This window comes from Fusobacterium ulcerans, from assembly GCF_003019675.1.
GTDB lineage: Bacteria > Fusobacteriota > Fusobacteriia > Fusobacteriales > Fusobacteriaceae > Fusobacterium_A > Fusobacterium_A ulcerans.
This window is the reverse complement of sequence record NZ_CP028105.1, coordinates 2,541,662-2,566,359: the sequence shown is the minus strand read 5'-3', so window position 1 is coordinate 2,566,359 and position 24,698 is coordinate 2,541,662. Positions and strand designations below refer to the sequence as shown.

26 protein-coding genes are annotated in these 24,698 nt (G+C 30.7%); 10 read left to right on the top strand and 16 right to left on the bottom strand.

Features of this window, described 5'->3' with window-relative positions:
- Positions 1-20 precede the first annotated feature (20 nt).
- Complete coding sequence (locus tag C4N20_RS11895) at positions 21-644, bottom strand: MBL fold metallo-hydrolase (RefSeq protein WP_172453951.1); 624 nt, start codon at positions 642-644, stop codon at positions 21-23.
- Between the two features lie 233 nt (positions 645-877).
- On the opposite strand from C4N20_RS11895, the gene C4N20_RS11890 reads away from it, so the two are divergent.
- The 3 genes from C4N20_RS11890 to C4N20_RS11880 are packed head-to-tail and all read left to right on the top strand — an operon-like array spanning position 878 to position 2,272.
- Complete coding sequence (locus C4N20_RS11890) at positions 878-1,336, top strand: tRNA (cytidine(34)-2'-O)-methyltransferase (protein ID WP_005976621.1); 459 nt, start codon at positions 878-880, stop codon at positions 1,334-1,336.
- Between the two features lie 12 nt (positions 1,337-1,348).
- Positions 1,349-1,735: an SMU1112c/YaeR family gloxylase I-like metalloprotein gene (gene gloA2, locus C4N20_RS11885; RefSeq protein ID WP_005976619.1), complete on the top strand. Its 387-nt coding sequence runs from the start codon at positions 1,349-1,351 to the stop codon at positions 1,733-1,735.
- A gap of 57 nt (positions 1,736-1,792) precedes the next feature.
- Positions 1,793-2,272, top strand: a complete 480-nt coding sequence (locus tag C4N20_RS11880; protein WP_005976617.1) for a YbaK/EbsC family protein — start codon at positions 1,793-1,795, stop codon at positions 2,270-2,272.
- A gap of 319 nt (positions 2,273-2,591) precedes the next feature.
- Here C4N20_RS11880 and C4N20_RS11875 read toward each other — a convergent pair whose 3' ends face one another.
- A complete protein-coding gene (locus tag C4N20_RS11875) occupies positions 2,592-3,761 on the bottom strand; it encodes an IS110 family RNA-guided transposase (RefSeq protein ID WP_005976615.1) in 1,170 nt (389 codons plus the stop codon).
- A gap of 276 nt (positions 3,762-4,037) precedes the next feature.
- Between C4N20_RS11875 and C4N20_RS11870 the strand changes: the two genes are divergently transcribed.
- The 4 genes from C4N20_RS11870 to C4N20_RS11855 all read left to right on the top strand — a co-directional run bounded on the left by C4N20_RS11870 (position 4,038) and on the right by C4N20_RS11855 (position 6,903).
- Entirely contained in the window at positions 4,038-4,424 is a 387-nt protein-coding gene (locus C4N20_RS11870) for a MerR family transcriptional regulator (protein ID WP_005976614.1), read from the top strand.
- 16 nt (positions 4,425-4,440) lie between these two features.
- Positions 4,441-5,421 (top strand): aldo/keto reductase, encoded by a 981-nt coding sequence (locus C4N20_RS11865; RefSeq protein WP_005976612.1) that lies wholly within the window; start codon positions 4,441-4,443, stop codon positions 5,419-5,421.
- A gap of 347 nt (positions 5,422-5,768) precedes the next feature.
- Positions 5,769-6,452 (top strand): hypothetical protein, encoded by a 684-nt coding sequence (locus C4N20_RS11860; protein WP_005976610.1) that lies wholly within the window; start codon positions 5,769-5,771, stop codon positions 6,450-6,452.
- A gap of 19 nt (positions 6,453-6,471) precedes the next feature.
- A complete protein-coding gene (locus tag C4N20_RS11855; protein ID WP_005976608.1) occupies positions 6,472-6,903 on the top strand; it encodes a PaaI family thioesterase in 432 nt (143 codons plus the stop codon).
- 61 nt (positions 6,904-6,964) lie between these two features.
- On the opposite strand, the gene gltS is transcribed toward C4N20_RS11855, so the two are convergent.
- On the bottom strand, positions 6,965-8,188 hold the full coding sequence (gene gltS / locus C4N20_RS11850; protein ID WP_005976606.1) for a sodium/glutamate symporter: 1,224 nt from the start codon (positions 8,186-8,188) through the stop codon (positions 6,965-6,967).
- Positions 8,189-8,215: 27 nt separating this feature from the next.
- Positions 8,216-9,112 (bottom strand): formimidoylglutamase, encoded by an 897-nt coding sequence (gene hutG / locus C4N20_RS11845; RefSeq protein ID WP_005976604.1) that lies wholly within the window; start codon positions 9,110-9,112, stop codon positions 8,216-8,218.
- A 218-nt stretch (positions 9,113-9,330) separates the two neighbouring features.
- On the opposite strand from hutG, the gene C4N20_RS11840 reads away from it, so the two are divergent.
- A complete protein-coding gene (locus C4N20_RS11840; RefSeq protein WP_005976602.1) occupies positions 9,331-10,014 on the top strand; it encodes a TetR/AcrR family transcriptional regulator in 684 nt (227 codons plus the stop codon).
- Between the two features lie 303 nt (positions 10,015-10,317).
- Here C4N20_RS11840 and C4N20_RS11835 read toward each other — a convergent pair whose 3' ends face one another.
- Complete coding sequence (locus C4N20_RS11835; protein WP_005976600.1) at positions 10,318-11,742, bottom strand: leucyl aminopeptidase; 1,425 nt, start codon at positions 11,740-11,742, stop codon at positions 10,318-10,320.
- A gap of 129 nt (positions 11,743-11,871) precedes the next feature.
- On the opposite strand from C4N20_RS11835, the gene C4N20_RS11830 reads away from it, so the two are divergent.
- Complete coding sequence (locus tag C4N20_RS11830; RefSeq protein WP_005976598.1) at positions 11,872-12,342, top strand: toxin-antitoxin system YwqK family antitoxin; 471 nt, start codon at positions 11,872-11,874, stop codon at positions 12,340-12,342.
- A 119-nt stretch (positions 12,343-12,461) separates the two neighbouring features.
- A complete protein-coding gene (locus C4N20_RS11825) occupies positions 12,462-12,782 on the top strand; it encodes an STAS-like domain-containing protein (RefSeq protein ID WP_005976596.1) in 321 nt (106 codons plus the stop codon).
- Positions 12,783-12,851: 69 nt separating this feature from the next.
- Here C4N20_RS11825 and C4N20_RS11820 read toward each other — a convergent pair whose 3' ends face one another.
- From C4N20_RS11820 to ybeY, 11 genes are all read right to left on the bottom strand, one after another.
- On the bottom strand, positions 12,852-13,358 hold the full coding sequence (locus C4N20_RS11820) for a KdsC family phosphatase (protein WP_005976594.1): 507 nt from the start codon (positions 13,356-13,358) through the stop codon (positions 12,852-12,854).
- 76 nt (positions 13,359-13,434) lie between these two features.
- Positions 13,435-13,695 carry a 30S ribosomal protein S20 gene (gene rpsT, locus C4N20_RS11815; RefSeq protein ID WP_005976592.1) on the bottom strand — a complete coding sequence of 87 codons (261 nt, stop codon included), beginning with the start codon at positions 13,693-13,695 and terminating at the stop codon, positions 13,435-13,437.
- Between the two features lie 204 nt (positions 13,696-13,899).
- Positions 13,900-14,580 (bottom strand): phosphoribosylaminoimidazolesuccinocarboxamide synthase, encoded by a 681-nt coding sequence (locus C4N20_RS11810; protein ID WP_005976590.1) that lies wholly within the window; start codon positions 14,578-14,580, stop codon positions 13,900-13,902.
- A gap of 292 nt (positions 14,581-14,872) precedes the next feature.
- Positions 14,873-16,639, bottom strand: coding sequence for a flavocytochrome c (locus C4N20_RS11805; protein WP_005976588.1), 1,767 nt, complete (start codon positions 16,637-16,639; stop codon positions 14,873-14,875).
- Positions 16,640-17,046: 407 nt separating this feature from the next.
- Positions 17,047-17,886, bottom strand: a complete 840-nt coding sequence (locus C4N20_RS11800) for a 3-hydroxyacyl-CoA dehydrogenase NAD-binding domain-containing protein (protein WP_005976586.1) — start codon at positions 17,884-17,886, stop codon at positions 17,047-17,049.
- Between the two features lie 90 nt (positions 17,887-17,976).
- The gene (locus C4N20_RS11795) at positions 17,977-18,753 is read right to left on the bottom strand and encodes an enoyl-CoA hydratase-related protein (RefSeq protein WP_005976584.1); all 777 of its coding nucleotides are present in this window, start codon (positions 18,751-18,753) and stop codon (positions 17,977-17,979) included.
- Positions 18,754-18,852: 99 nt separating this feature from the next.
- Positions 18,853-20,034, bottom strand: coding sequence for an acetyl-CoA C-acetyltransferase (locus C4N20_RS11790; RefSeq protein WP_005976582.1), 1,182 nt, complete (start codon positions 20,032-20,034; stop codon positions 18,853-18,855).
- 368 nt (positions 20,035-20,402) lie between these two features.
- On the bottom strand, positions 20,403-21,923 hold the full coding sequence (locus tag C4N20_RS11785) for an ABC transporter substrate-binding protein (protein ID WP_005976580.1): 1,521 nt from the start codon (positions 21,921-21,923) through the stop codon (positions 20,403-20,405).
- 36 nt (positions 21,924-21,959) lie between these two features.
- Positions 21,960-23,540 (bottom strand): Tle-like phospholipase domain-containing protein, encoded by a 1,581-nt coding sequence (locus C4N20_RS11780; RefSeq protein WP_005976578.1) that lies wholly within the window; start codon positions 23,538-23,540, stop codon positions 21,960-21,962.
- Positions 23,498-24,211 (bottom strand): diacylglycerol kinase, encoded by a 714-nt coding sequence (locus tag C4N20_RS11775; RefSeq protein WP_005976576.1) that lies wholly within the window; start codon positions 24,209-24,211, stop codon positions 23,498-23,500. Before C4N20_RS11775 ends, C4N20_RS11780 begins: the two co-directional genes overlap by 43 nt.
- A gap of 4 nt (positions 24,212-24,215) precedes the next feature.
- The gene (ybeY, locus tag C4N20_RS11770) at positions 24,216-24,683 is read right to left on the bottom strand and encodes an rRNA maturation RNase YbeY (protein ID WP_005976574.1); all 468 of its coding nucleotides are present in this window, start codon (positions 24,681-24,683) and stop codon (positions 24,216-24,218) included.
- Between the last annotated feature and the right edge of the window lie 15 nt (positions 24,684-24,698).

The window sequence follows — 24,698 nt, the reverse complement described above, 5'->3', positions numbered from 1 at the left end:
AAAAATAACCTCCTAATTATTTAGATTATTCCCTGCATAGATAGAAATTCCTTTTCTTCTCCTATAGCTGTTTCATCGCTATGTCCACTGTATACTTTTGTATCAGCAGGAAGTCTGCATAATTTTGCAAGACTGTTGAAAAGCATTTCTCCACTGCTTGTAGGCAAGTCATATCTTCCATAACTTCTTCTAAACATAGTATCTCCTGAAATCAGCATTTTTGCTTCAGGGCAATAAAAACTTTTTGATCCGATAGTATGACCTGGAGTATCTAAAACTTTAAATTCTCCTACCATATCTCCCTCTTTTACAGTATGAAACTCTCCATTAAAAACAAAGCTTACTCCTGTTATATATTTCATTAAATTTAGTTCTGGTTCAGTAAGACATGCTGCATCCTCTTTACCTATATATACTTCAACATTTGGATATTCTTCTATTAATCTATTTATTCCTGCAATGTGATCTCCATGTCCATGTGTAAGAACTAAATATTTTAATGTAAGTCCATTAACTTTTAAAAAAGTCATTATTTTATCTATATTTTCTCCACCACAATCAAAAAGATACGCATTTTTATCATCGTTCCAAGTAAGGTAACAATTTGTCATCATTGAACCTAAATAAAATGTTTTTATATTCATCATTTTCCAGTTTTCCTCCTTCAATTCCTCATACATTCTATATCATATCTTTAATTATACTTCAGTATTACTGATTTTGTCTACCTAAATTATCAAGAACGATGTATTATAGATGTTCTCTCTTCTGAAAAAGGACATATCCCTCTTTTATCAGATATATTCAAAAAGATATACACTATTTTCATTCTTTGGTGTATAATCTATTGGTAAATATTTTGTTAGGAGGAAAAAAATTGAATATAGTTTTATTATACCCTGAAATACCATATAATACAGGAAATATAGGAAGAAGTGCTGTACTTACTAATACAACTCTGCATTTAATCAAACCTCTTTGTTTTTCTTTAGATGAAAAACAATTAAAAAGAGCTGGTCTTGATTACTGGCATCTTGTTGATTTAAAAGTGTGGGAATCTTATGAAGATTTTATAAATGGAAACCCTGATGCTGTCATATATTATGCAACTACTAAAACAAAGCAGAAATATACAGATATAAAATTTGGAAAAAATGATTTTGTTATGTTTGGTCCTGAGTCAAGAGGAATTCCAGAAGATATTCTAAATAGAAATGCTGACCACTGCATCACTATTCCTATGATAGATATGGGACGTTCTCTAAATCTTTCTAATTCTGCTGCTATCATTCTATATGAAGCTTTGAGACAGACAGATTTTGATTTTAATAAATAAATAGGAGCTTTTATGTTTATTAATAAAATTCATCATGCAGCAATTATCTGTTCAAACTATGAAAAATCTAAAGATTTCTATGTAAATATTTTAGGATTTAAAATTCTAAAAGAAACATATAGAAGTGAAAGAAAATCATATAAACTTGATCTTGAAATAGCTGGAGAATATCAAATTGAACTTTTTTCATTTCCAGATCCTCCAGAAAGAATAACTTCACCAGAAGCCAGAGGATTAAGACATCTTGCCTTTGAAGTAGATGATATTGAAAATTCTGTGAAATATTTAAATGAGAAAAATATAGTCACTGAACCAATAAAAATAGACATAGTTACTGGTAAAAAATATACATTTTTTAGAGATCCTGACAATCTTCCTTTAGAAATTTGTGAAAAATAGCTTCAAATTTTTTCTTTTTTTTGGTATACTCATAGTTAAAATTAAGGAGATGATAGTATGAGTGTTGAAAGTGTAAAAAAATTTTTTGAAGACAACAATCTTCCCTTAAAAGTTGAAGAAACTGAAGGAGATACTGCTACTGTTAAAACTGCTGCTGCAACTTGGGGAGTTGAAGAGGATCAGATTGCTAAAACAATGGGATACAAATTAAAAAGCGGAGAATATATCCTTATACTTACAAAAGGCGGAGCCAGAGTTGATAATAAAAAGTTTAAAGATAAATTCAAAGAAAAGGCTACTATGATTCCTCACGATGAAGTGTTGGAAGCTACTGGCCACCCAATTGGCGGAGTATGTCCTTTTGGATTAAAAAGACCATTGAGAGTTTATCTTGATAAAACTTTAAAGGAATTTGAAATAGTTTATCCTGCTGGTGGTTCTGATCATTCAGCGGTTAAAGTTCCTGTTGATATGTTAGAAGGTATAACTCAAGGGGAATGGGTAGATGTATGCAAAGACCCTGTTCCTGCTGAATAGCAAAAATAAATGGATGCACTTCACTTTATAAGGCATCCATTTTTTAATTATATAATTTCTATTTTCCAAAATACTTTTTTATCTTGCTCTCTTATTTTATTTCTTTCTTTAGTTCCAAATTGAATTTGAAATTTTCTTAATATATAAATAAAAAATTTAAAAAACTTCTTGACCTAGAGTCAACTCTAGGTGTTAAACTTTACTCATAGGAGACCAACTATGAAAAGTCAAGATAAAAATAAATAAATTTCATCTTAATATTTCTGCATTACAAAATTAGAGTTTGAAAACTCTTTAAAATATTTTTAATCTAAGAATGTTAGAGTTGAAATTCTTGATAGATTAAATTTTTCTTAAATAAAGCATAAATCACTCTCACCAATTTGTGCGCAACATGCCCTAAAGCATTGTAATGAGATTTTCCCTGTGCTCTTTTAATTAAATAATAGTCTTTAAATATTTTGCTGTTTCTTACTAAATTCCAAGCAGTGTAAATTAAAGCATAGCGCAAATATGGAGACCCTTTTTTAGACATCCTACATGAAGAAGCATTGAAATTTCCTGACTGCCTTATCTTAGGATCAAGTCCTGCATATGCAAGTAATTTAGATGGGGAATCAAAATTAGAAATATCATTAATTTCTCCAATTATGCTGGCAGCTGCAACATTACTAATTCCTGGAATAGAAAGAATTGGTGATCCATTATCAAGAGAAGCTTCAATTTCTTCTTCTATTGATTTAATTTGCTTATCTAACAGCTCAATTAATTCAATTAATTGAGGGATATGTATAGATATAGATGTATCCTTGACACCTACAGAAGATTTAGCATGACTTTTTAAAAGTAAAGCATTTGCCATGTCATAATGGCCTTTAGAAGCTTTGCTTAAAATAGAAAATAATGATTTTTCTCTTAAAGCAGCTATTTTTTCTGTAGAAGGATATTTCTTAAGAAGGGCATAAAGAGCCTTAGTATGGATACCAGCTTTAAAAACATATTGTAGTTCAGGAAAAATAATATCTAGTAAAGAAACAAGCTGAATTTTACTTCTAGATCTTTGTTTAACTAGACTTTTTCTAAAACGAGTAAGTTTTTTTAGCGCAAAATTAGAAACATTGTTTTGAGAAACAAATTTGAAATTATCAAAAAGTAAAGCTTTAGCAACAGTAATAGAGTCTAAATGATCATTTTTAGTATCTCTAATATTAGCTTTACGTAAATGTGAAGTTTGTAAAGGGTTGATTACAGCAATTTTAAATCCTTTTTGAAAGAAAAAATTAATAAAATTTTCTCCATAATGGGCAGTTGATTCTAAACCAATAATAATGTCTTTAATTGGAAAATCTACAATTTTTTCATAAAGGGAGAGGAATCCAGGCATATTATTCTGGAATTTAAAATTAGAAAAAATAAGTTCCCCAGAATCAGAATCAACAAGAGAAGCCACATGATTTAATTTAGCGATATCAATACCTAACAATAACATAAACATCACATCCTTTAAAAGAGATAAGAAACTGCGCATCCACAAAGTTTTAATCAACACATCCTTGCAAACATAAAAAATCAAAAGAATTTTAACCAACTATAAGTGTTTGAGAAAAAACAGTGGCAATAATCTCCTAGTAAAAGTATTCAAAAGAATCTTTAGGCAAAAGTAAAAAGTCCACAGTTTCAATAATTAATTATATACCAAAATGAATTAAAGAAGGAGGATGTATGATAAATAATTTACTACGCTTTTATCATACAAGGTAATGATATGACAATTGCAGAGGTAAGTAAAAAATTTGAATTAACTATTGATACATTGCGTTATTACGAGCGTATAGGACTTATTCCTTCTGTTCCACGAACAAAGGGAGGAATCCGTGATTATGGAGAAAATGAATGCAACTGGATAGAATTTATCAAGTGTATGCGTGCTGCTGGACTTCCTGTTGAAGCCCTTATAGAATATGTTGGATTATTTCAGGCAGGTGAACAAACTGTAGAGGCACGTAAAGAAATTTTGACAGAACAAAGAAAGCTCTTAGCTGCAAGAATAGATGAAATGAAACAGACTCTTAATAGACTTGACTACAAAATTGAAGTTTATGAAAAATGTGTTGTAAAAAATGAAAAAAATCTTAGACAAAAGGAGCAGTAACTAAAAGGAGAAATATATGAAATATAGAAAATTAGCTAAAACAGAAATTAATCTTTCTGCAATAGGTTTGGGATGTATGGGCATGAGCACATCTTATGGAACACCAGATGATAAAGAAAGTCTTGCTACTTTATATCGTGCATTGGAATTAGGAATAAACTTTCTGGATACTGCGGATATTTATGCAAATGGAATAAATGAAAAGTTAATCTCTAATATTTTAAAAGATAATCGTGAAAAAATTTTTATAGCTACAAAGTTTGGATTCCGTCAAAAAGATGGGGTAAATTATATCGATGCTTCTCCCAAATGGTTGAAAGAAGCAGTTGAAGGAAGTCTGGAAAGACTGGGTATTGACACTATTGATCTGTATTATGCTCATCGTGTTGATCCTAAAGTTCCAATAGAAGACACAGTAGGTGCTATGGCAGAATTAGTTAAAGAGGGAAAAATTCGTTATATAGGTTTAAGTGAATGTTCCCCTGAAGATTTAAAAAGGGCAAATGCAGTCCACCCTATAACAGCAGTTCAAAGCGAGTATTCTCTTGTAACTCGTGGAGTAGAAAATGAAATCCTTCCTTTGACAAAGGAATTAGGAATAACACTTGTTCCCTTTGCTCCTTTAGGGCGTGGATTAATTACTAATAAATTGGATATGTCAGCTTTAAAACCTAATGATTTTCGTTTTAACATTCCTCGTTACAATGGAGAACACAGAGAAAACAACGAAAATCTTGCTGCTGCACTGACAGAGTTTGCTTCTGACAGATTCAATATTTCTGCTACACAACTGGCACTGGCATGGGTATTGGCACAAAGTTCAAACATTATTCCAATCCCAGGAACTAAGCACACTAAATACCTTGAAGAAAATATAAAAGCTGTGGATATTATTTTAAATGACTCTGATTTAAAAGATATTGAAGAAATATTGAGAAGATATCCAAATGTTGGAGAACGTTATGCTCCTCGTGAAAACAGTTTTATAAAAAAATAAAAATATGAACTCCAAGTTTATATTAATATAAAAAAAGGATAACTAATAAGCTGAACTATAATTTTAGAATTTTTCTACTTTCTAAAATTCATCTTAGCTTTTTGTTGTCCTTTTTTAATCGACTTTTATCTTAAATCTATTTTCTTATCAAATTTTAAAAATATTTACTTTTATTATCTACTTTTTCTTTTCAAATTTATAGACAGCAAACAACCATTTCAACTTATTTCATATTTTTTTATTTTGTTTTAGAGGATTTTTCATGCTAAACTAATATACAAGCAGAAAATTTTACAAAATATAAAATACAATAAATTCTGCTTTATTTTTATTGAAAGGGGAAAGAAATGAATTTAATAGTAGTTTTAGAAGCGTTTATTTTAAGCATGGTTATATTTTCAATAGATTTTATAGTTTCTCAAAAAGGAAAAGAGGATGATTTTGAGTATTCTTCTTATAACTTAAAAGGCGAAACTTCAAGCAATGGAAAGGAAGGATTAGTCATATTAAGTTCTTATCTTATTATTTCAGTCTTTTTATATTTTCTCTTTAAAGCTGAACCTATTCGTAGTATAATCTCTAGTGGAAGAAGTCCTTTAAGCTCTTCTTTTATAGCTGATATTCTAAGAAATATCAATAAAGTCAGATGGATACTTTTAAATATTCTGATAGGATTGTATGGAGTAAGAAAAAAAAGACCAGAAGGATTTATCTTTATCATATTATCTATGGGTATGCCTTTAATTCCAAATTCTTTTGCGTTCTCAAATATTTTTAGAATTGTATCAGCTATATTAAGAATATTAATCTTCAGAAAAAATATTTTAATGATAATCTATATTATTTCCAATTTTTTAATCCTCTCTTTTCTTATCTTTGGAAATATGTATACTTCAGGTGATTTATTTTACAGATTTACAAGTTCGCCATATTTCAATCTAATATTTTCAAATCTGTACTGGATAATGATAATTGCAATAATCATAGAAATTATTAAAACTGCAAATATAAAAGACAAAAATGAACTTTAAATAGGAGGCCGCCGAACAAATGAGCAATTTAAACAAAAATGTAACTATAGAAACATTAAATAAAAAAGGAAAAGGATTTTTGCCAGAATTTATGGGAGTTGAAATTCTTGAATTAAAAGAGAATTTTTTAACAAGCAGACTAGCTATAAAACCATATCATATTGCTCCAAATGGCTACCTTCATGCTGCAACTGTTATTACTCTAGCTGATACTACATGTGGATATGCTTCTTTTGCTCATCTTCCAGAGGGAGCAGAAAGTTTAACAACTATTGAGCTGAAAAGTAATCATCTTGGAACTACTACAAAAGGGGCAATCTGCTGTACTGCTACTGCTCAGCATCTTGGAAAAACCACTCAAGTGTGGGATGCAGTTGTTACAGATGAAGCAACTGGAAAGAAAATTGCACTTTTCAGATGTACTCAAATGATATTATATCCTAAAAAATAGAAATAAAAAAATACATCCTTAGCATCTATTTAAATGTCTAAGGATGTATAAATCTAATTTTTTATTTAAATAAATTAATTGCTGTAAGTATAACCGGCATTTGAAAAATATCTATCAAAAATGCTCCAGTCAGTGGCACTACTAAATAAGGATTAACTGTATATCCATATTTTCCACTCACTTCTCCCATATTTATCATAGCATTTGTTGTCGCTCCTAATCCAGAACCACACATTCCTGAAACCATAACTGCTGCATCATAATCGCTTCCCATTGCTTTAAATACTATAAATCTTGTGTACAGCCACATAAATATTACCTGACAACCTAATATTATAACCATTGGAATTGCAAGTGCTGCAAGTTCCCACAATTTTAATGATATTAAAGCCATAGATAGAAATATATTCAGAGAAGCTTCTCCTAATATATTTACAAGGTTTCTGTCTATATCAACCCATTTAGCTTTTAAATTAAGGTTATTAAAAATAATAGCACAGAACATAGCTCCTACATATGAAGGAAGGGCTATTCCCAGCTTGCTTTTTAAAAGTCCGCTTAAAGAAATTCCTATTGTCATTATAATTGACAGCATAAGTATATGTTGCAGCATAGAATTAAGATTTATTTCTCTTTTTTCTATATCAATTTTTATTCCAACTTCATCTTCATTGACAACATCCTTAGGTTTTAAGTCAAATTTCTTTATTAAATGTATAGCAAGAGGTGATCCTAAAAGCCCTCCAGCTACAAGACCAAATGTTGCAGCAGAAAGTGCAACTGTCAATGCTCCTGTTACCCCTAATCCTTCCACTGTTTGTCCAAAAGCTCCTGCTGATCCATGTCCACCAGACATTGATACTGATCCTGCTAAAACTCCTAGTAATGGATTGATTCCTGTTGCTTTAGCAACTCCTACTCCAATAACTGTCTGCATAAAAGTCATAACTCCACTTAAAAGCCAAAATATAATCAATAATTTTCCACCTTTTTTTAATCCCTCAATTGAAGAACCTAATCCAATAGTTGTAAAAAATACTACCATGAAAGGTGTTTGCAATGTTGTATCATATGTAATGCTTCCAATATGAACGCTTCTCATTAATAGATGGATGAGAGCAAATAATAATCCTCCTAAAACTGCTGCTGGTATTCCAAATCTATCAAGAAATGAAAGTCTTTCTTTTAGTTTTCTTCCAATATAAAGAGATATCAACCCCATTGCTATTGTTCCAACCATATCAAATTTAAAAAGTACTCCTAAATCATTTAAGCTAAATTCCATGTTTTTCCTCCTAAATTTCATATTTTATTATTTTGTTAAATTATTCATAATATCATATATGAGACTTCCTGCAAGTTTTGCTGTCCTGCTGTCTATATCATATTCTGGACTCACTTCTGCAAAATCTATACAGACAACTTTTCCAGTATTCATAATTTCTCTTAAGATTCTTTTTCCTTTTTTAGGATCAAGTCCCATTATTGTTGGGGCTGAAACTCCTGGAGCATCTGAAGCATTAAACACATCCATACAAAAAGTTACATACAGAATATCTGCATCTGCAAGATATTTTTTTAATTCATCATTTATAAATTTTTCATCATCTTCTTCGTCCAAAATTAATACATTATAATTTTTAGCTGTATCTATTAATCTTTTAGTATTTCCCTGTTTTTTAAAACCGACTATTGAATATTTCACATTCTTGTCTTCATCTAATATCTGTTTAAATGAAGTTCCAGAAGTAGCTCCATTATCATAAGGTCTCATATCCAAATGTGTATCAAAATTTACAATTCCTATTTTTTTATCAGGATAAGCTTTTCTAATTCCACTATAAGAAGCAAAAGCTATATCATGTCCTCCCCCCAATCCTATTGGAAAAATTCCTTTCTTTATAACATTAGAAATTTTTAATGAATACTCTTTTTGTGCTTCTTCTAAAACTTTATTTTTTAAGTTTTGATAATCATAAATCTTTAAATTTTCTACTATCGGAAAAGATTGTATAGCTTTTCTTATTGCATTAGATCCTTTTTCAGCACCTATTCTTCCCTGATTTCTTTTTATTCCATCATCTGTATCATATCCTACAAAGCAGATTCCATATTCTTTGCTAACATCGTCAAAAGGTTTAACAATTTGCCAAATTCTCAAATCAATATCTTCATTACTATCAAATCTTCCATGCCACAAATCTTTCATAATTTAAAATCTCCTTTTTTAGTTTTCTAAGTAACACCGTGTTACTTAATTGTTTTATAATAACACATATTTTTTTTATTTTCAAGGAAAAATATGATTTTTTAGCAATTATATCATATAAAATATATACCATTCGTATTAATAACAAACATATTTTTTAAAATTCAAAATATATGTTATAATTATAATGAAATTTAAAATACTTTAAGGAGTGTAAAATGGATTTTGAAAGAGTTAAGACGGAAGAACAAAGAAAAATTAGAATTCAGCAAATAAAAGACGCTGCTACTAAGTTATTTGATATTCATGATTTTCATGAAATTACTTTGGCTGATATTGCTAAAGGAACCAATTTTACAAGAGGAAACCTTTATAAATATGTCTCTTCTAAAGAAGAAATATTTTTATTAGTTATGATAGATGAATTCAATAAATTATTAGTTGAATTAAAAATAAAAATAAATAGAGATTTTTCAAAAAAAACTGATGAATTCTCTGAAATATTAGCTAAAGAAATAGAAAAGCAGGATAGATTTTTAAAACTATTTTCAATCTTATATACTAATCTTGAAAAAAATGCTTCTGAAGAAAAACTTATACAATTTAAAGAAGAACTTAATTATTGTCAAATTAAATTTATAAAAATTATAAAAACTGCATTTCCAAGTTTAGAAGAAGTTCAAATCAGAAAATTCTTAGAAATACTAAGTTGCTTTATAATTGGTTTTTATCCTCTTGTTTCTCCAAATGATATTCAAAAAGAAGCTTTAAAAAAAGCTAAAATAGGCTACTATCCTCCCAGCTTTAAAAAAGTTTTAAGAGAACAGATAATTTCCACATTAAGAAATGTTATCTATCATTCTGGAGAAAAAGTTTCATCTATTCCATATAGATTAATATGATAATTAATATTTTTTTACTCTTTCTTCTTTAGTATTCAAATTCTACTTTTTCTTATAAAAATAGACAAAAGAAAAAGGAAGATACAAAACAGGATTTTTCCTTTTTGTCTCTTCCTTTTTCTTTTTTAAATCATAAATGAAATCTTATAAACCATCATTAATGTAATGACAATCATAAGCTGCAAAGAATAACTATTTTCCATCCTTTCCTCCAAAATTCCCACAATGTATTATATATTTTTATTTTATATTTAGATATTTTTTCTATTATATCACATTTATCTTTTATTGGTAAATACTTTTTTATCCTTTTATATATGAATATAATGTTCTGACTACCTGCCCAGTTGCACCTTTTTTAAAATACTTTCCATTTTTTTCACTAAATGCTGTCCCTGCTATATCCAGATGCATCCATGGTTTATCCTCTACAAACTCTTCTAAAAATTTAGCTGCTGTAATAGAACCTGCCAATCTTCCAGCACTATTTTTCAAATCAGCTACATCAGATTTTATTATATCTCTATACTCTTCAAAAATCGGCATCTGCCAATATTTTTCTCCCCAGTATTTTCCAGCTGTTTCCAGTTTTTTATAGTTTACATCTGAATTTGAAAATACTCCAGTTACATTATCTCCAAGAGCCACCATTATTGCCCCTGTTAAAGTGGCTGCATCAATTACCTCATCTACATTTTCTTTTCTTATTATATAAGTTAAAGCATCAGCCAGAGTCAGTCTTCCTTCAGCATCTGTATTAGTTACCTCTATTGTTTTACCATTCATGCTTCCAATAATATCTCCAGGTCTGTAAGCATTTGATCCTATTGCATTTTCACAGGCAGCTACCACTGCTGTTACATTTTTCTTTATTTTCATTTTAGCAAGAGCACACATAGTCCCTATTACAGTAGCAGCTCCTCCCATATCTGTTTTCATATCCAGCATACTTGAAGTAGGTTTCAAAGAAAGCCCTCCTGTATCATAAGTAAGTCCTTTTCCTACCAGTCCTATTCTTTCCTTGCTTGCTGTATCACCTTGATATCTCATTACAATAACTTTTGGTCTGTTGACTGATGCTCTTCCCACAGCTAGAAATGCTTTCATCTCTAATTTCTCTGCTTCTTTTTCATCAAGTATCTCTACTTCAAATCCAAACTCTTTACCTAACTTCTCAGCCTCTTCAGCTAGTTTTTCTGGAGTTATCACACAGGCAGGCTCATTAATTAAATCTCTTACTATATTAATTATTTTTCCTAATTCTTTTCCTTCTATAACATCAACATCATTTTTTTCCATAAAATAGCTGATATTTAATTTTTTATCTTTTTTCTCACTCATATATTTATCAAATTTGTAATCTATATGCTCTGCTACTTCTCCAATTATTTCAAGATCTATTAACTCTTTATCTTCACTTCCAATAAGGATATCTCCAGTTACATCTTTTAGACCATTATATATTACATCTCTCATAATATCTCTGTTTAAATTTTCTTTCTTTCCTGTTCCTAAAAACAGTATTGTTATTAAAGAATCCCCCTCTAAAAATGAAACTTCTACTTTATCTCCTTTTTTACCTGTAAAAGAATTCTTTTCCATCATTTTTTTTATAAATATTTTATTTTTATCTGAAATATATTCACAAAATTTTAAATCACCTTCGCTAACAAGAGTCACTGTTTTTGAATATATTTTCTCTATTTTTTCTATTATCTCTAAACTCATTTCTGTACCTCCATTTCAACAAATTTATTACTCTACCTTCAGTCTACCACTTTATTTTTTTTATTTCAATGCAAATATCTATTGATTTTTTTTTAAAACACGGTAAAATAGAAGAGTAGGTGATTGATTATGAAAAAAACTTTAATTTTATCAATGCTTTTAGCAATATCTTTAGTTAGTTTCTCTGCTCCTAAAACAGCAGATACTTCAAGAATGAGAGAAGAAAATGGTATTACATATTATTTCAATGAAGATACTCCCTTTACAGGAAAGGTAATAGATAAAAAAGATAGAAACTATTATACTGATGGAAAACCTGATGGCAAGTGGGTAACTTTTTTCCCAAATGGAGCTCTTAAATCTATAGAGAACTGGAAAGATGGAAAACTAAATGGAAAGTATGTTATTTACCAGGAAAATGGTTTAAAAGTTATGCAGACTTCTTATATCAATGGAAGTGACAATGGAGAATATTTTCTTTATCATGAAAATGGAAATCTTCAAGTTCAAGGATATTTTAAAAACGGTATTCCTATTGGTACATGGAAGTATTACCATCCAGATGGTAAATTAAAGGGAAAAGCTATTTACCCAGATTAAAACAAAGATACTATTTTATAGTAAAATGTGAATTTTTATTGTTTGACTTTTTTATGATTTCTATATATAATATAAGTGAGGGAAGATTTATTATAATAATAACAAAGGAGGGTTCTATCATGAATCTTGTATTAAGCAAAATTTTTGAAACTTCTGTCCTTGTATCTCCTAAGAAAGCTCTACAATTATGTTCTATGGTTGCTAGGAAAATAAAAAAAGGAGATAGTGTTGTTATAGACTTCAATGGTATAAAAGCTACCACATTAGCTTTCCTTTATGTTCTTTTTTCTAATATAGTAAAAGAATGTGGTAAAGATGTAAAAAGCCTTATATCAGTTGAAAATGCTTCTAAGGAGCTAAAAGAAGAATTCAAATACTTAAAACAAAATTACAAAGAACTTTGTGAAAAATTCTCGCACTTGGACGTTATAACAGCTTAAAAATAAAATTAAAAATATTGAAAAAACAGAACTCTACATTGAGTTCTGTTTTTATTTATGCTATGTTTTTTATTTTCCTTCGTTTAAATATCTTTCCACTACTTTTTCCCACATACCATTTTCTTTCATTACTTTTTCAAAAAATTCTCTCACAGCACCATCTCCACCATTTTTTGAAGAGATAAAATTTACTCTGTCCAGAACTTCTTTCACTGCATTTTTAGGAGCTGCTGACATCCCTACAATAGACATTACTCCCAAATCATTTATATCATCACCCATATAAGCAGTTTCTTCTAGTGATATTTGGTATTTATCTAATATTTTTTTTAATTCAGCTACTTTATTTCCAGCTCCCTGTACTAATTCCTGTATCCCTAATTCTTCTACTCTTCTTTTAACTATTACAGAAGTTTTCCCAGTGATAATAGCTGCAATTCCTCCATGTTTTATCCATTGAGCTATTGCAAATCCGTCTTTCACATCAAATGCCTTCAGACTGTTATCTTTATCATCCATATAGAGCTTGCCGTTAGTTAAAGTTCCATCTACATCCAATACTATCAATTTTATCATTCTCTGCTCCTTCTGAATATTTTTTTGTAAAGAAAAAAGGATATCCACATCTGGATACCCTCAAACATACTAGTAATTATAGTGCGTTTACTTTAGCAGCTAATCTTGCTTTCTTTCTAGATGCTGTATTTTTCTTCATGATTCCTTTGCTTACTGCTTTATCTAACTCTTTGTAAGCTACTGATAAAGCTGCATTTGAAGCTTCTACATCTTTAGTATCTACAGTTGTTAAAACTTTTTTAGTCATAGTTTTAACTCTAGATTTTACCGCTTGATTTCTTTCTCTGTTTCTCTCTGCTACTAATATTCTCTTTTTAGCTGATCTTGAATGTGCCAAATTAAAAACCTCCTAGAAATTTTAAAAATTATATTTTTCCATAAGATGATATCATAAATTAAACAAAATGTCAACCGAGTGGTGACAAGAAGTAATTTTAATTTGTTTAAGTTAAGCTACAAAAGAGACACATCTTCTTGTACAATGGACCATAATTATTTTAGCACATTATTTCAAAAAATAAAAGCAGAATTTTAATTTATTTTATGCAAACATCATTTCAGTTAAATCCATAGGATCAACTATTTTTCCACTCTTATATACACGCATATTTCCAGAAGCTATCTCATCTATAAGTATAACTTCTCCATTTTTATCTATTCCAAACTCAAATTTAATATCATAAAGAGTCAATCCTTTTTCAGCTAAAGTATCTCTTACTATTCTAGAAATTTGTTGTGTTCTTTCTTTCATTGAATCATATTGTTCTGGAGTCATTACATTAAGAACTACCAATCCATCTTTAGTTACAAGAGGATCTCCTAAAGCATCATTTTTAAATGTAGTTTCTACATAAGCAGGTAAATCTCCACCTTCCACTACATACTCGTTATAACGACGATAGAAGCTTCCTACAGCTTTGAAACGGCATATTACTTCAAGTCCTTTTCCAAAAGGTCTTGCTGGTACTACTTCCATAGTTCCTTTGTCTACGTTTGCAGATATATAGTGAGTTTTCACTCCTGCTTTGTTTAATATTTCAAAGAAATGAACTGACATTTTTAAATTAGCTTTTCCGATTCCTTCTATCTTTAATCCAACTGTGTTTTCACCTGGATCAAATACCCCATCTTTTCCTGTACAGTCATCTTTGAATTCAAGTAAGAAATTCCCGTTTTCTAATTTGTAGACATCTTTAGTCTTTCCTTGATAAACTTTTTCCATCTGATTCCTCCATTTTATAAATTAATAAATTTCCAGCTTATATATAGATAAAAATATTCTTTAAGATAAGTATAGTATATTTCTAAAAAAAATTAAAGTATTTTTTTACTTTTTCTTTAAACAATATAAATGTTTTCAAAAATAGGCATACAAAAGTGGGTAACTTATAAATAGAAATATAATTTTAGAATTTTTCCACTAGAAAGAACTCACAAATCTTTCTAATTTCCAAATTTCTAAAACTTAATCTAGTTTTTCGTTACCCACTGATCTAAGTTTTTTTATTCAATTTTTATTTTGCATTAGCAGCATTTTTACCAGCAATTCTTCCAAAAACAATGATGTCAGCTATGGCATTTCCACCAAGTCTGTTAGCACCATGTATTCCACCAGTAACTTCTCCAGCTGCAAATAATCCAGGTACAGCCTTTCCGTCTTTTCCTATTACTTCTGCATTCTCATTTATTTTTACTCCACCCATAGTGTGATGTAATGCAGGGAAACGTAATGTTGCATAGAAAGGTCCTTTATCTATTTTATTTTCCCAAATATCTCTTCCAAATTCATCTGATTTTTTATCAACAGATTCATTAAATTTCTTTATAGTTGCAGTAAGTGCTGCTGCTGGAACATTTATTTTCTTAGCTAACTCTTCAAGAGTAGCAGCTTCTACTACTGTATTTTTTCTAATAAGTTCATCTAAATCCTCAGCAGAAGTAGTTTTTCTGTCCGGAGGTATTATTTTAGAATCGTTTATCATATAGTATTGACCATCTTTTTGAGCAAAAGTAGCCAAACTTATTTCATCTCTTCTTCCATCTTCTCTTACATAACGATTTCCATCTTTATTTACAAAGATAACGTTCTCTACGTTGATAGTTGGTCCAAATCTGTCAGCCGGCATTGGAAGCAATTGAATATGCTTCATATCTATAACATCAGCACCAGCATCTAAAGCCATTTTAATAACCTCTCCAGTTGCTCCCGGATGATTTGTATTTTCTATTCCAGCAGGAAGTTTATCTTTTGTATAAACACCATCTGATAGGAATTCACGAACCATTTCACTGTTAGCAGCATATCCACCACTTGCCAGAATTATTCCTTTTTTTCCAACAAATTCTACTTCTTTTCCATCTGCTCCTACAGCAGTTACTCCAGTTACTCTTCCGTTTTTATTTATAATTCCTGTAACTTTAGTATTTGTATAAATTTTTCCGCCATGTTGTAAAAATGCTTTTTCAAGAGTATTTATATACCCAGTTCCTAATGGATCAGTTGCCTGATTAGTTCTTGGCCACATTGAACCTACAACTGAACCTATTTTTTCATTCCATTTCATTCCTAATCCTTCAAGCCAGTCTACTCCATCCATAGCATTTTCTACAAGAGTTCTAACTAATTTTTGATTAGCAACTTTATTTCCACCTTCATAAGTTTGTGTGAAATGTTTATCTATTGAATCTTCTATTCCTTGTGCTTTTTGTTTCTTAGGGTTAACAGCATTATATGCTCCACCAGCACGAACAGTATTTCCACCTATTATTGGCATTTTCTCAAGTATGATAACTGATTTAGCACCATTTTCATAAGCAGATACTCCAGCAGCAAGGCCAGCTCCTCCTGCTCCAACTACTATTACTTCTGCTTCTTTATCCAATATTACATTTTCTACAGCTTTTTTTGCTACTGGTTTAGATATAGCAGCTATAGATACTCCAGAAAACTTTAATGCTTCTTTTGTTGCTTCTATTATAGCCTTACTTGATTTTGAAGCCCCAGCTACATAGTCTACAGCAACACTTTGATTAGCCACAATTTCTTTTGGAAGGCTCTCAATAGCATGATCACTTATTCCTTTGCTTTCTTTGTGTTCTACAATAACTACACTTTCAATTTTGTCTTTTGATGTAGTTACTTCTACTTTTACAGGTCCTCCATACCCCTCATAGCTTCCTAAATATTTCCCAGGTTTAAAAACAGCCTCTGCTGAAAATACCGTACAGCTTAAAATCAGCAGTAAAGAAAATATTAAACTAAAAAAACTTTTTTTCCCCATTCTTTACCTCCTTTTTCATAATCAAACCGTTTATTAATATCCTATATACCCCATTTAAGATCAAATGTCAATATTAAAAAAAATATATTTGTGTGTAAAAATAATAAATTGATAGAACTTTTATCATACTTTATTATTTCTTATTTTTTTCATTTAATATCTTTAAATCAATTTTATATTGTATCCATTGGAATAAAGTTATATAATTGGACTGAAATGATATTGTTATTTTTTCATAACAATTCCATTCTGTAAAACGTCTTAATTTAATATCTACACATTAAATCTTTGAAGAGGGATTAAATGCAGAAAATTTTTATAAAATATTTATCAATAGTTACAGCAAATAAATATCTGATATAAAAAAATGGCTCTGAAATTTCAGAGCCATCTCTATTTATATTCAATTATTTAGTGTAATCGTAGAATCCTACACCAGTTTTTTGTCCAAGTTTTCCACCTCTAACCATTTTTCTTAGTAATGGATGAGGTCTGTATTTAGAGTCACCAGTTTCAGATTGAAGAACTTCCATAATAGCAAGACATACATCTAGTCCTATTAAATCTCCTAGAGCTAGAGGTCCCATTGGATGGTTAGCTCCTAATTTCATAGCAGCGTCGATTCCTTCTACAGAAGCAACACCTTCAGCATAGATTCCAACAGCTTCATTAATCATAGGAATTAATACTCTGTTTACTACGAATCCAGCAGCTTCTTCTACTTGAACTGGAGTTTTTCCAATTTCTTCAGATATAGCTTTTACTTTTTCTACCATTTCAGCTGGAGTGTTTAATCCTGCAATAACTTCTACAAGTTTCATTACTGGAGCTGGGTTAAAGAAGTGCATTCCGATAACTGGTCTGTCTAATCCTGCACCAATTTCAGTTATTGATAGAGAAGAAGTATTTGTAGCGAACATAGCATCTGCTTTACAAATAGCTTGTAATTCTTTAAATGTTTGTTTTTTAATAGCCATGTTTTCGATTGCAGCTTCAATTATTAAATCGCAATCTCCACAGATTTCTTTTGTTCCAGTAGTTATTTTAGCTAGGATAGCATCTGCTGCTGCTTGTTCCATTTTTCCTTTAGCTACTCTTTTTTCAAATCCTTTAGCTATTTTAGCTTTCCCTTTTGCTGCAAATTCTTCATTGATATCGCAAAGAGCTACTGAATATCCTTCAGTTTGTGCAAAAGCTTGTGCAATACCTGATCCCATTGTTCCTGCTCCGATTATTCCTACTTTCATAATTACATCCTCCTAAAATTGATTATATTTTAATTCAATTAAATTATGTATAGAGATACTCTATAATTGAAAAATTAAAGACTTTTATTATTATTTATTTTTGAATCCTTCTACTTTTCTTTTTTCTAAGAATGCTGCCATTCCTTCTTTTTGATCTTCACTTTCAAAACAGCTTCCAAATAGTTTTTCTTCAATAACTATTGCTTTATCCATATCTACATCAAGTCCTTCATTTATAGCTTTTTTACAAGCACGAACTGCGATAGGAGCATTTCTAGCTATTTTTCCAGCTAATTTTTTAGCTGCTGGCATTAATTCTTCTAAAGGATATACAGCATTTACTAATCCAATTCTTAAAGCTTCATCAGCTTTTACATTAGTTGCAGCATATATCATTTCTTTAGCTTTTCCTACACCTATGATACGAGCAAGTCTTTGAGTTCCTCCAAATCCTGGAGTAATTCCTAATCCTACTTCTGGTTGTCCAAATAATGCATTGTCAGAACAGATTCTGATATCACAGCTCATAGAGATTTCACATCCTCCACCAAGTGCGAATCCGTTTATAGCAGCTATTACAGGAATTGGAAAAGTTTCTAGTTTTCTGAAAACATCATTTCCTATTTTTCCAAAAGCTTCTCCTTCAGCCTTAGTTAAAGTACTCATTTCTCCGATATCTGCACCAGCAACAAATGATTTTTCTCCTGCTCCAGTAAGAATAAGAGCTCTAGTTGTTTCTAGGTTTACTCCATCTAAGCAAGCATCTAATTCTTTTAAAACTTCACTGTTAAGTGCATTTAAAGCTTTTGGACGATTGATAGTTATGATTCCTACAAATCCTTCTTGTTCATATGTAATATAATTCATTAAACAAACCTCCCATAATTTCATTAAATTAGAGGATGGCGTACGCCGGCCACCCTCATATATTAAAATTGAATGTTATATTTTAAATTAAGAATAAGATTAGTCTCTCTTAACGATAGTAGAGCATCCCATTCCACCACCGATACAAAGTGTAGCTAGACCAGTTTTAGCATCACGTTTAGCCATTTCATGAAGAAGTGTTACAAGGATACGGCATCCTGAAGCTCCTACTGGATGTCCTAGAGCAATAGCTCCTCCGTTTACATTTAACTTAGCTGTATCAAATCCAAGATCATGTCCTACTGCAAGTGATTGAGCTGCGAAAGCTTCATTAGCTTCGATTAGATCGAAATCATTTATTGTCATTCCAGTTTTTGCCAATACTTTTTTAGTAGAAGCTACTGGTCCGATTCCCATGATTTTTGGATCTACTCCACCTAGAGCTCCAGCTACCCAAGTAGCCATTGGAGTAACTCCAAGTTCTTTAGCTTTTTCTTCACTCATTACAACTATTGCTGCTGCACCATCATTGATACTTGAAGCATTAGCTGCTGTAACCATTCCATCTTTTTTGAATGCAGGTCTTAATTTAGAAATTCCTTCAGCTGTAGTACCAGCTCTTGGTCCTTCATCTTTAGTAACTACAACGTCACCTTTTTTACCTTTTATAACTACTGGAACTATTTCTGCATCAAATCTTCCAGCTTCTTGAGCTTTTACAGCTTTTTGCTGACTTGCTGCTGCAAACTCATCTAATTGCTCTCTTGTTAATCCCCATTGATCACAAATATTTTCTGCTGTTACACCCATATGATAATTATTGAATGCATCCCATAAAGCATCATTTACCATTGAGTCAACAATTTCTGAATTTCCTAAACGGTATCCAAAACGAGCTTTATTTAATAAATAAGGAGCAGCTGACATATTTTCAGTTCCTCCAGCTACAACGATATCAGCTTCTCCAGCTTGAATCATTGCTGCTGCCATATTTACTGCATTTAATCCTGAACCACAAACTACATTGATTGTTACCGCAGGAGTTTCTATTGGTAACCCTGCCTTTAGAGAAGATTGACGAGCCACATTTTGACCCAAACCTGCTTGAATTACACATCCCATATATACATGATCTACTTTTTCAGCAGGAACTCCTGCTCTGTTTAAAGCTTCTTTTATTACTAGTGCACCTAAATCTGCTGCTGCAACTCCGCTTAATGCTCCACCCATAGATCCAATTGCTGTACGACATGCTCCTGCTAAAACTATTTTTTTTGCCATAATCTTATTCCTCCATTCATTCATCAAGTGTCAAAACTCAGATTTTGATAAAGTGAGTTTTATTGTAGCTTTAATTTAATAGTAACACAATGTTTTTTTATTTGCAATAAGAAGATATATAAAATTTATGTTATGGATTATTTTTAATGTAGAATGACCAATTTTTTAACATTTTTTCTAATAAAAGAACTACTTCTTTCTCTTGGAAATTATTTTTCTATTGAAATTCTAAAATTTTTCTATCTAAAATCAACCAATTACTTTATAAATTTAATTTTACTTATTTTCTTTCTCATTTATATCTATAAATTATATTATAATACAATTTATTCAAGAAATTTTTGATCAATTTTTAATCTATTGCTCTTTTATTTTGATTCTTCTATGATATCTGTTTTATAGAGAATATGATTCCCGTTGGCATTAAATATAAACCCATCTACTTTTTTATTCATTCCAATAATATATACTTTATAATCCAGCGGGAAAAGAGGTACCTCTTCTGACAGGATGTCCTGTGCCTTTGCATAATTCTCTTCTCTTTTTTCTACTGAAGAAGTAGTTCTTGCTTCATCTAAAAGATGATCAAATTCTTCATTTGCAAAGAAGCTTCTGTTTCCAACAGCTCCAGCAGAAGTAGAATGTAGAAGAGGATAATATCCATAATCAGCATCTCCTGTACTTACATACCATAGCCCTATAAGCATATCATGCTGCCCATTTGCAGTAAATTGAAGAAATGAAGAAAGTTCAAGTACCTGTATTGAAACATCTATTCCTATCTCTTTTAAATTAGATTGAATAACCTGTGCCATCTGCATTCTTGTAGGCTCTTCATATATCCATAATTCTAATTTAAGCCCATTTTCATATCCAGCCTCTTTTAAAAGCTCTCTGGCTTTTTCTGGATCATAAGGTTTTAATTTTACATTTTTATCATAGCCAAATACGCTTGGAGCTAAAAGTGATGGAGCTAACTCTGTCATTCCTTCAAAAACAGCTGTAGATATATCCTCTTTATTTACTCCCAGCTCTATCGCCTGTCTTACTCTCTTGTCAGTTATCTTTTTAGTATTTATTGATATAAAGTCTGTTCCTAAAGAAGACTTGCTTACAAGTTTAAGGTTCTCATCTTTTAAAAGTCCTTTAACATCAGTTGATGATATATCGTATGCTATATCTATCTCTCCTGTTTCCAGAGCTATCAATCTATTAGAATTTTCTGGGATAGTCATAAATACCAGATTTTTTATTTTAGGCTCCCCTTGGAAAAACTTATCAAAAGCTTCCAGTTCTACCTTTTCTCCTATTCCCCATTTTTTTATTTTATATGCCCCTGTTCCCACTATGTTTATTCTCTCTTCATTAGCTGGTACTTCTTTTACTATAGCTATTGAAGAATGAGCAAAGTTATGAAGAAGAATTGTAGGTGCATTGCTTTGAATTATTTTAAGTCTATAATCATCTAATACTTCTAAATCTTTTATTGATTCCACTAATACTTTTGATATAGGTATGTCCAAATTTCTTTTCAAGCTGGCTGCTGCATCTTTGGCTTTCATTTCACTTCCATCTTGGAAAAAGACACCTTTTTTCAAAGTTAAAATAATAGAATTATCAGGGAGTGTTTCATACTTTTCCACAAGCTCAGGAACCAGATCACCATTTTCATCAAGAGAAAAAAGATTGCTGTATATCTGCTTTGTAACAGCCAAAGTAGAACTGTCTGTATGTCTGTGGGGGTCAAAAGAACGAGGCTTATATCCAAAAGCTACTTTCAATGTTTTTTCCACCTTCGGTGTTTCTTTCTTGCTCTCATTAGTTTCTGTTTTAGTTCCATTACATGCTGGAAACAGCAAAGAAAATAATAGGATAATAATAAACTTCATAAAAAAATCCTCCTAAAGTTACAAAATATTTTTTAATTAATATGGTTCAAACACAAAGACGTCAAAAATATCTTGAAGCCTGTAGGGACTAGGAAGTTTTGCCTTTGTTTTTTCCCATGTTTTAGAAAAAGTCTCCATATCCATTTCATTTATCTGATGGATAATATGTTTTTTATATGGAAGCTCAGCCCCCATATTTTCTAACCCATGTATCATTTGATTTTTTATTCTGGTAAAATTTTGTTCATTTATTTTAACCATGCTGTAATAATCAGCTAAAAATTCTTTAGCAAGACAATACTCCATAGTAATAAGCTTTCTTATAGTGCTTGCTATAAAATTCAGACTCAATTTATTTGAAAAACTGCCTCTCTTTTCTCCTTCATCTTCTATGAAAGGAAGAAATACATCCTCAAAATGATGATCCTGTATAGACTTTGTCAGCAGCAATAAATTATTCAGGAAATTGTATTTCTTAAATGTTCTTTTGTGAAAGTTGTTATCTATGAGATAGGAAGATCCCACGTGTTTAAACAGAGAATTTGTTAAATCTTTAGAGTGCCCAAAATTAAATACTCTGCTTTCATAAACCACATTATTTTTTACTCTTTCAATAAATTTTTCAGCTTTTTCAAGAAGCTCTCCCATATTATCAAGCTGAAAAACAGCATCAAAAAAATTCTTTTCAAGCAAAAGCTCTCTCCTCCTTGAAAGAGGCAGCTTCATAAAACATTTTTCCAGATTTGTAGTCTTTAGGAGATTTTTAACAAAAGTCTCATCTATATTAAAATAAACATCATCATATCTATTTACGAGACTTGTCTTATCATCTTTTATAGCTCCTATTTTTTTCAGCTCTTTTGATAAAAACTCTAAATATGAAGGGGCAAATTCTTTAAATTGCTCTCTCTCTTCTAAAGTCAGATCTGTATTTTCAGCTAATATTTTATCTAAATTTATAAAGTCCAGCACTGATATGATTCCATCTCTATTTATTCCTACACCATTCCAGATATATGTTCTTGGAATATACTTAGAGTATTTATCTACCATAAGCACTACATATTGAGCTATTCCCCCTCCCAGAGAGTGTCCAGTCAGAGAAATTCTGTCATGTGGTACTTTAAAATCTCTAATAAGTTTATAATATACCTCTACTCCTTCATAAAACTGCTGAGGTATTTTTCCAAGCCCCAGTGCAAGATCTGTTTCTATGAAATCCTTATAGGCATCTTCAAGAGGATACTTTTCACTTCCTCTAAAAGCTACTACATAATCTTCCTGCTTTTTAAATACAACAGAGTAAAATCCTGTATTTGTAGATGAAGGATTTTGTGCTGTTCTGTTATCTACATAATAAATTTTCCATTCACTTAAAATATCTTTAAAGTACTCCAAAAAGAATCTATCATATTTAGGTTCTATTATAATGAATGTTCCATTAAAAATGCTCTTTGCTGTATCCTGCTGAAAAACTTCAAGAATGGTTTTACCATATTCAGATTCATTAAAATTACAATAGGATAAAATGCTGAGCATGATATATTCTTTTGCTGTATGCATAATTTTACCACCTACATTTTTAGAAGTAATAATATCAAGTAAGTAACTCCCCACCCTAAAAGGGCTCCTATTACAGTTTCAAAAAGGGTATGTATTTTTCCTTCTATTCTCGAATGCATTACAAGAACTACAAGTATCAAAGAAAGAAAAAATACTTTAGGATTATTTGTTAAAAATGTGATTATTGTGAAAATAGAACTGGCAAGAGCACTATGCCCACTTGGGATTCCTCCTCTTAAAGGAGTTCCTTTTTTAAATAAAAGTTTTAGACAGATTACAATTATTATTACAAGAACAAAAATAGAAAGAGCTGTATGCTGATATGAATTTTTAAAGATATAGAAAGCATTTCTCAATTGAAATGTTATCTTTTTTTCAAAAATTATATATCCCACAAGAAGAGCATTAAGTGCTGTAACCAGTACAGCACTTGCAGCTATATCCTTCGCTCTTTTAGCCAATGGATGATATTCCTTTGTTACCATATCTACACAGCTTTCTATTGCTGTATTGAAAAGTTCTGCTACCCACATCAAACTTATACTTATTATTAAAGAAAGAGTTTCATATTTTCCTAAATCTAAAAATAATGAAAGTATCAATACTATTATTGTACAAAAACAGTGAAATTTCATATGTCTTTCACTTCTTATAGCTTCAAACAATCCTTCAAAAGCAACGTTGAAGCTTTCCGTCACTCCCTTTTTTTTCCAGTCCTTATTCATAATATCACATCTCTCTTGTGTAGCCGAATTGTCCAAGGATCTCTTCTTCCCTTGCACGCATCTCTTTTTTATCATCTTCCTCTATATGATCATACCCTAACAGATGAAGTAATCCGTGAGTCAGTACATAATACAGTTCCCTTTTAGGAGAGTGGTTATATTCTGCTGCCTGCTCATCTACTCTTTCCATAGAGATAACTATATCTCCCAGTGTATCATAAGGACCTATATCAAAATCCTCTGTCTCATGATATGCAAAAGATATTACATCTGTTGGTTGATCCTTTCCTCTATATTGTTTATTGATTACTTGTATTTCCTCATTTCCTGTAAAAAGAATAGACAGATATACTGGTCTGTCACTTTCAAATTCACTCTCAAGAGCTTCTTTGATATACTTTTTCATCTCTTCTTCATTAACAAGGGTGTCATATCCCTCTATCTCTAGCGACATATCTACAACTAAATCCATATTTTTCTCCTTATA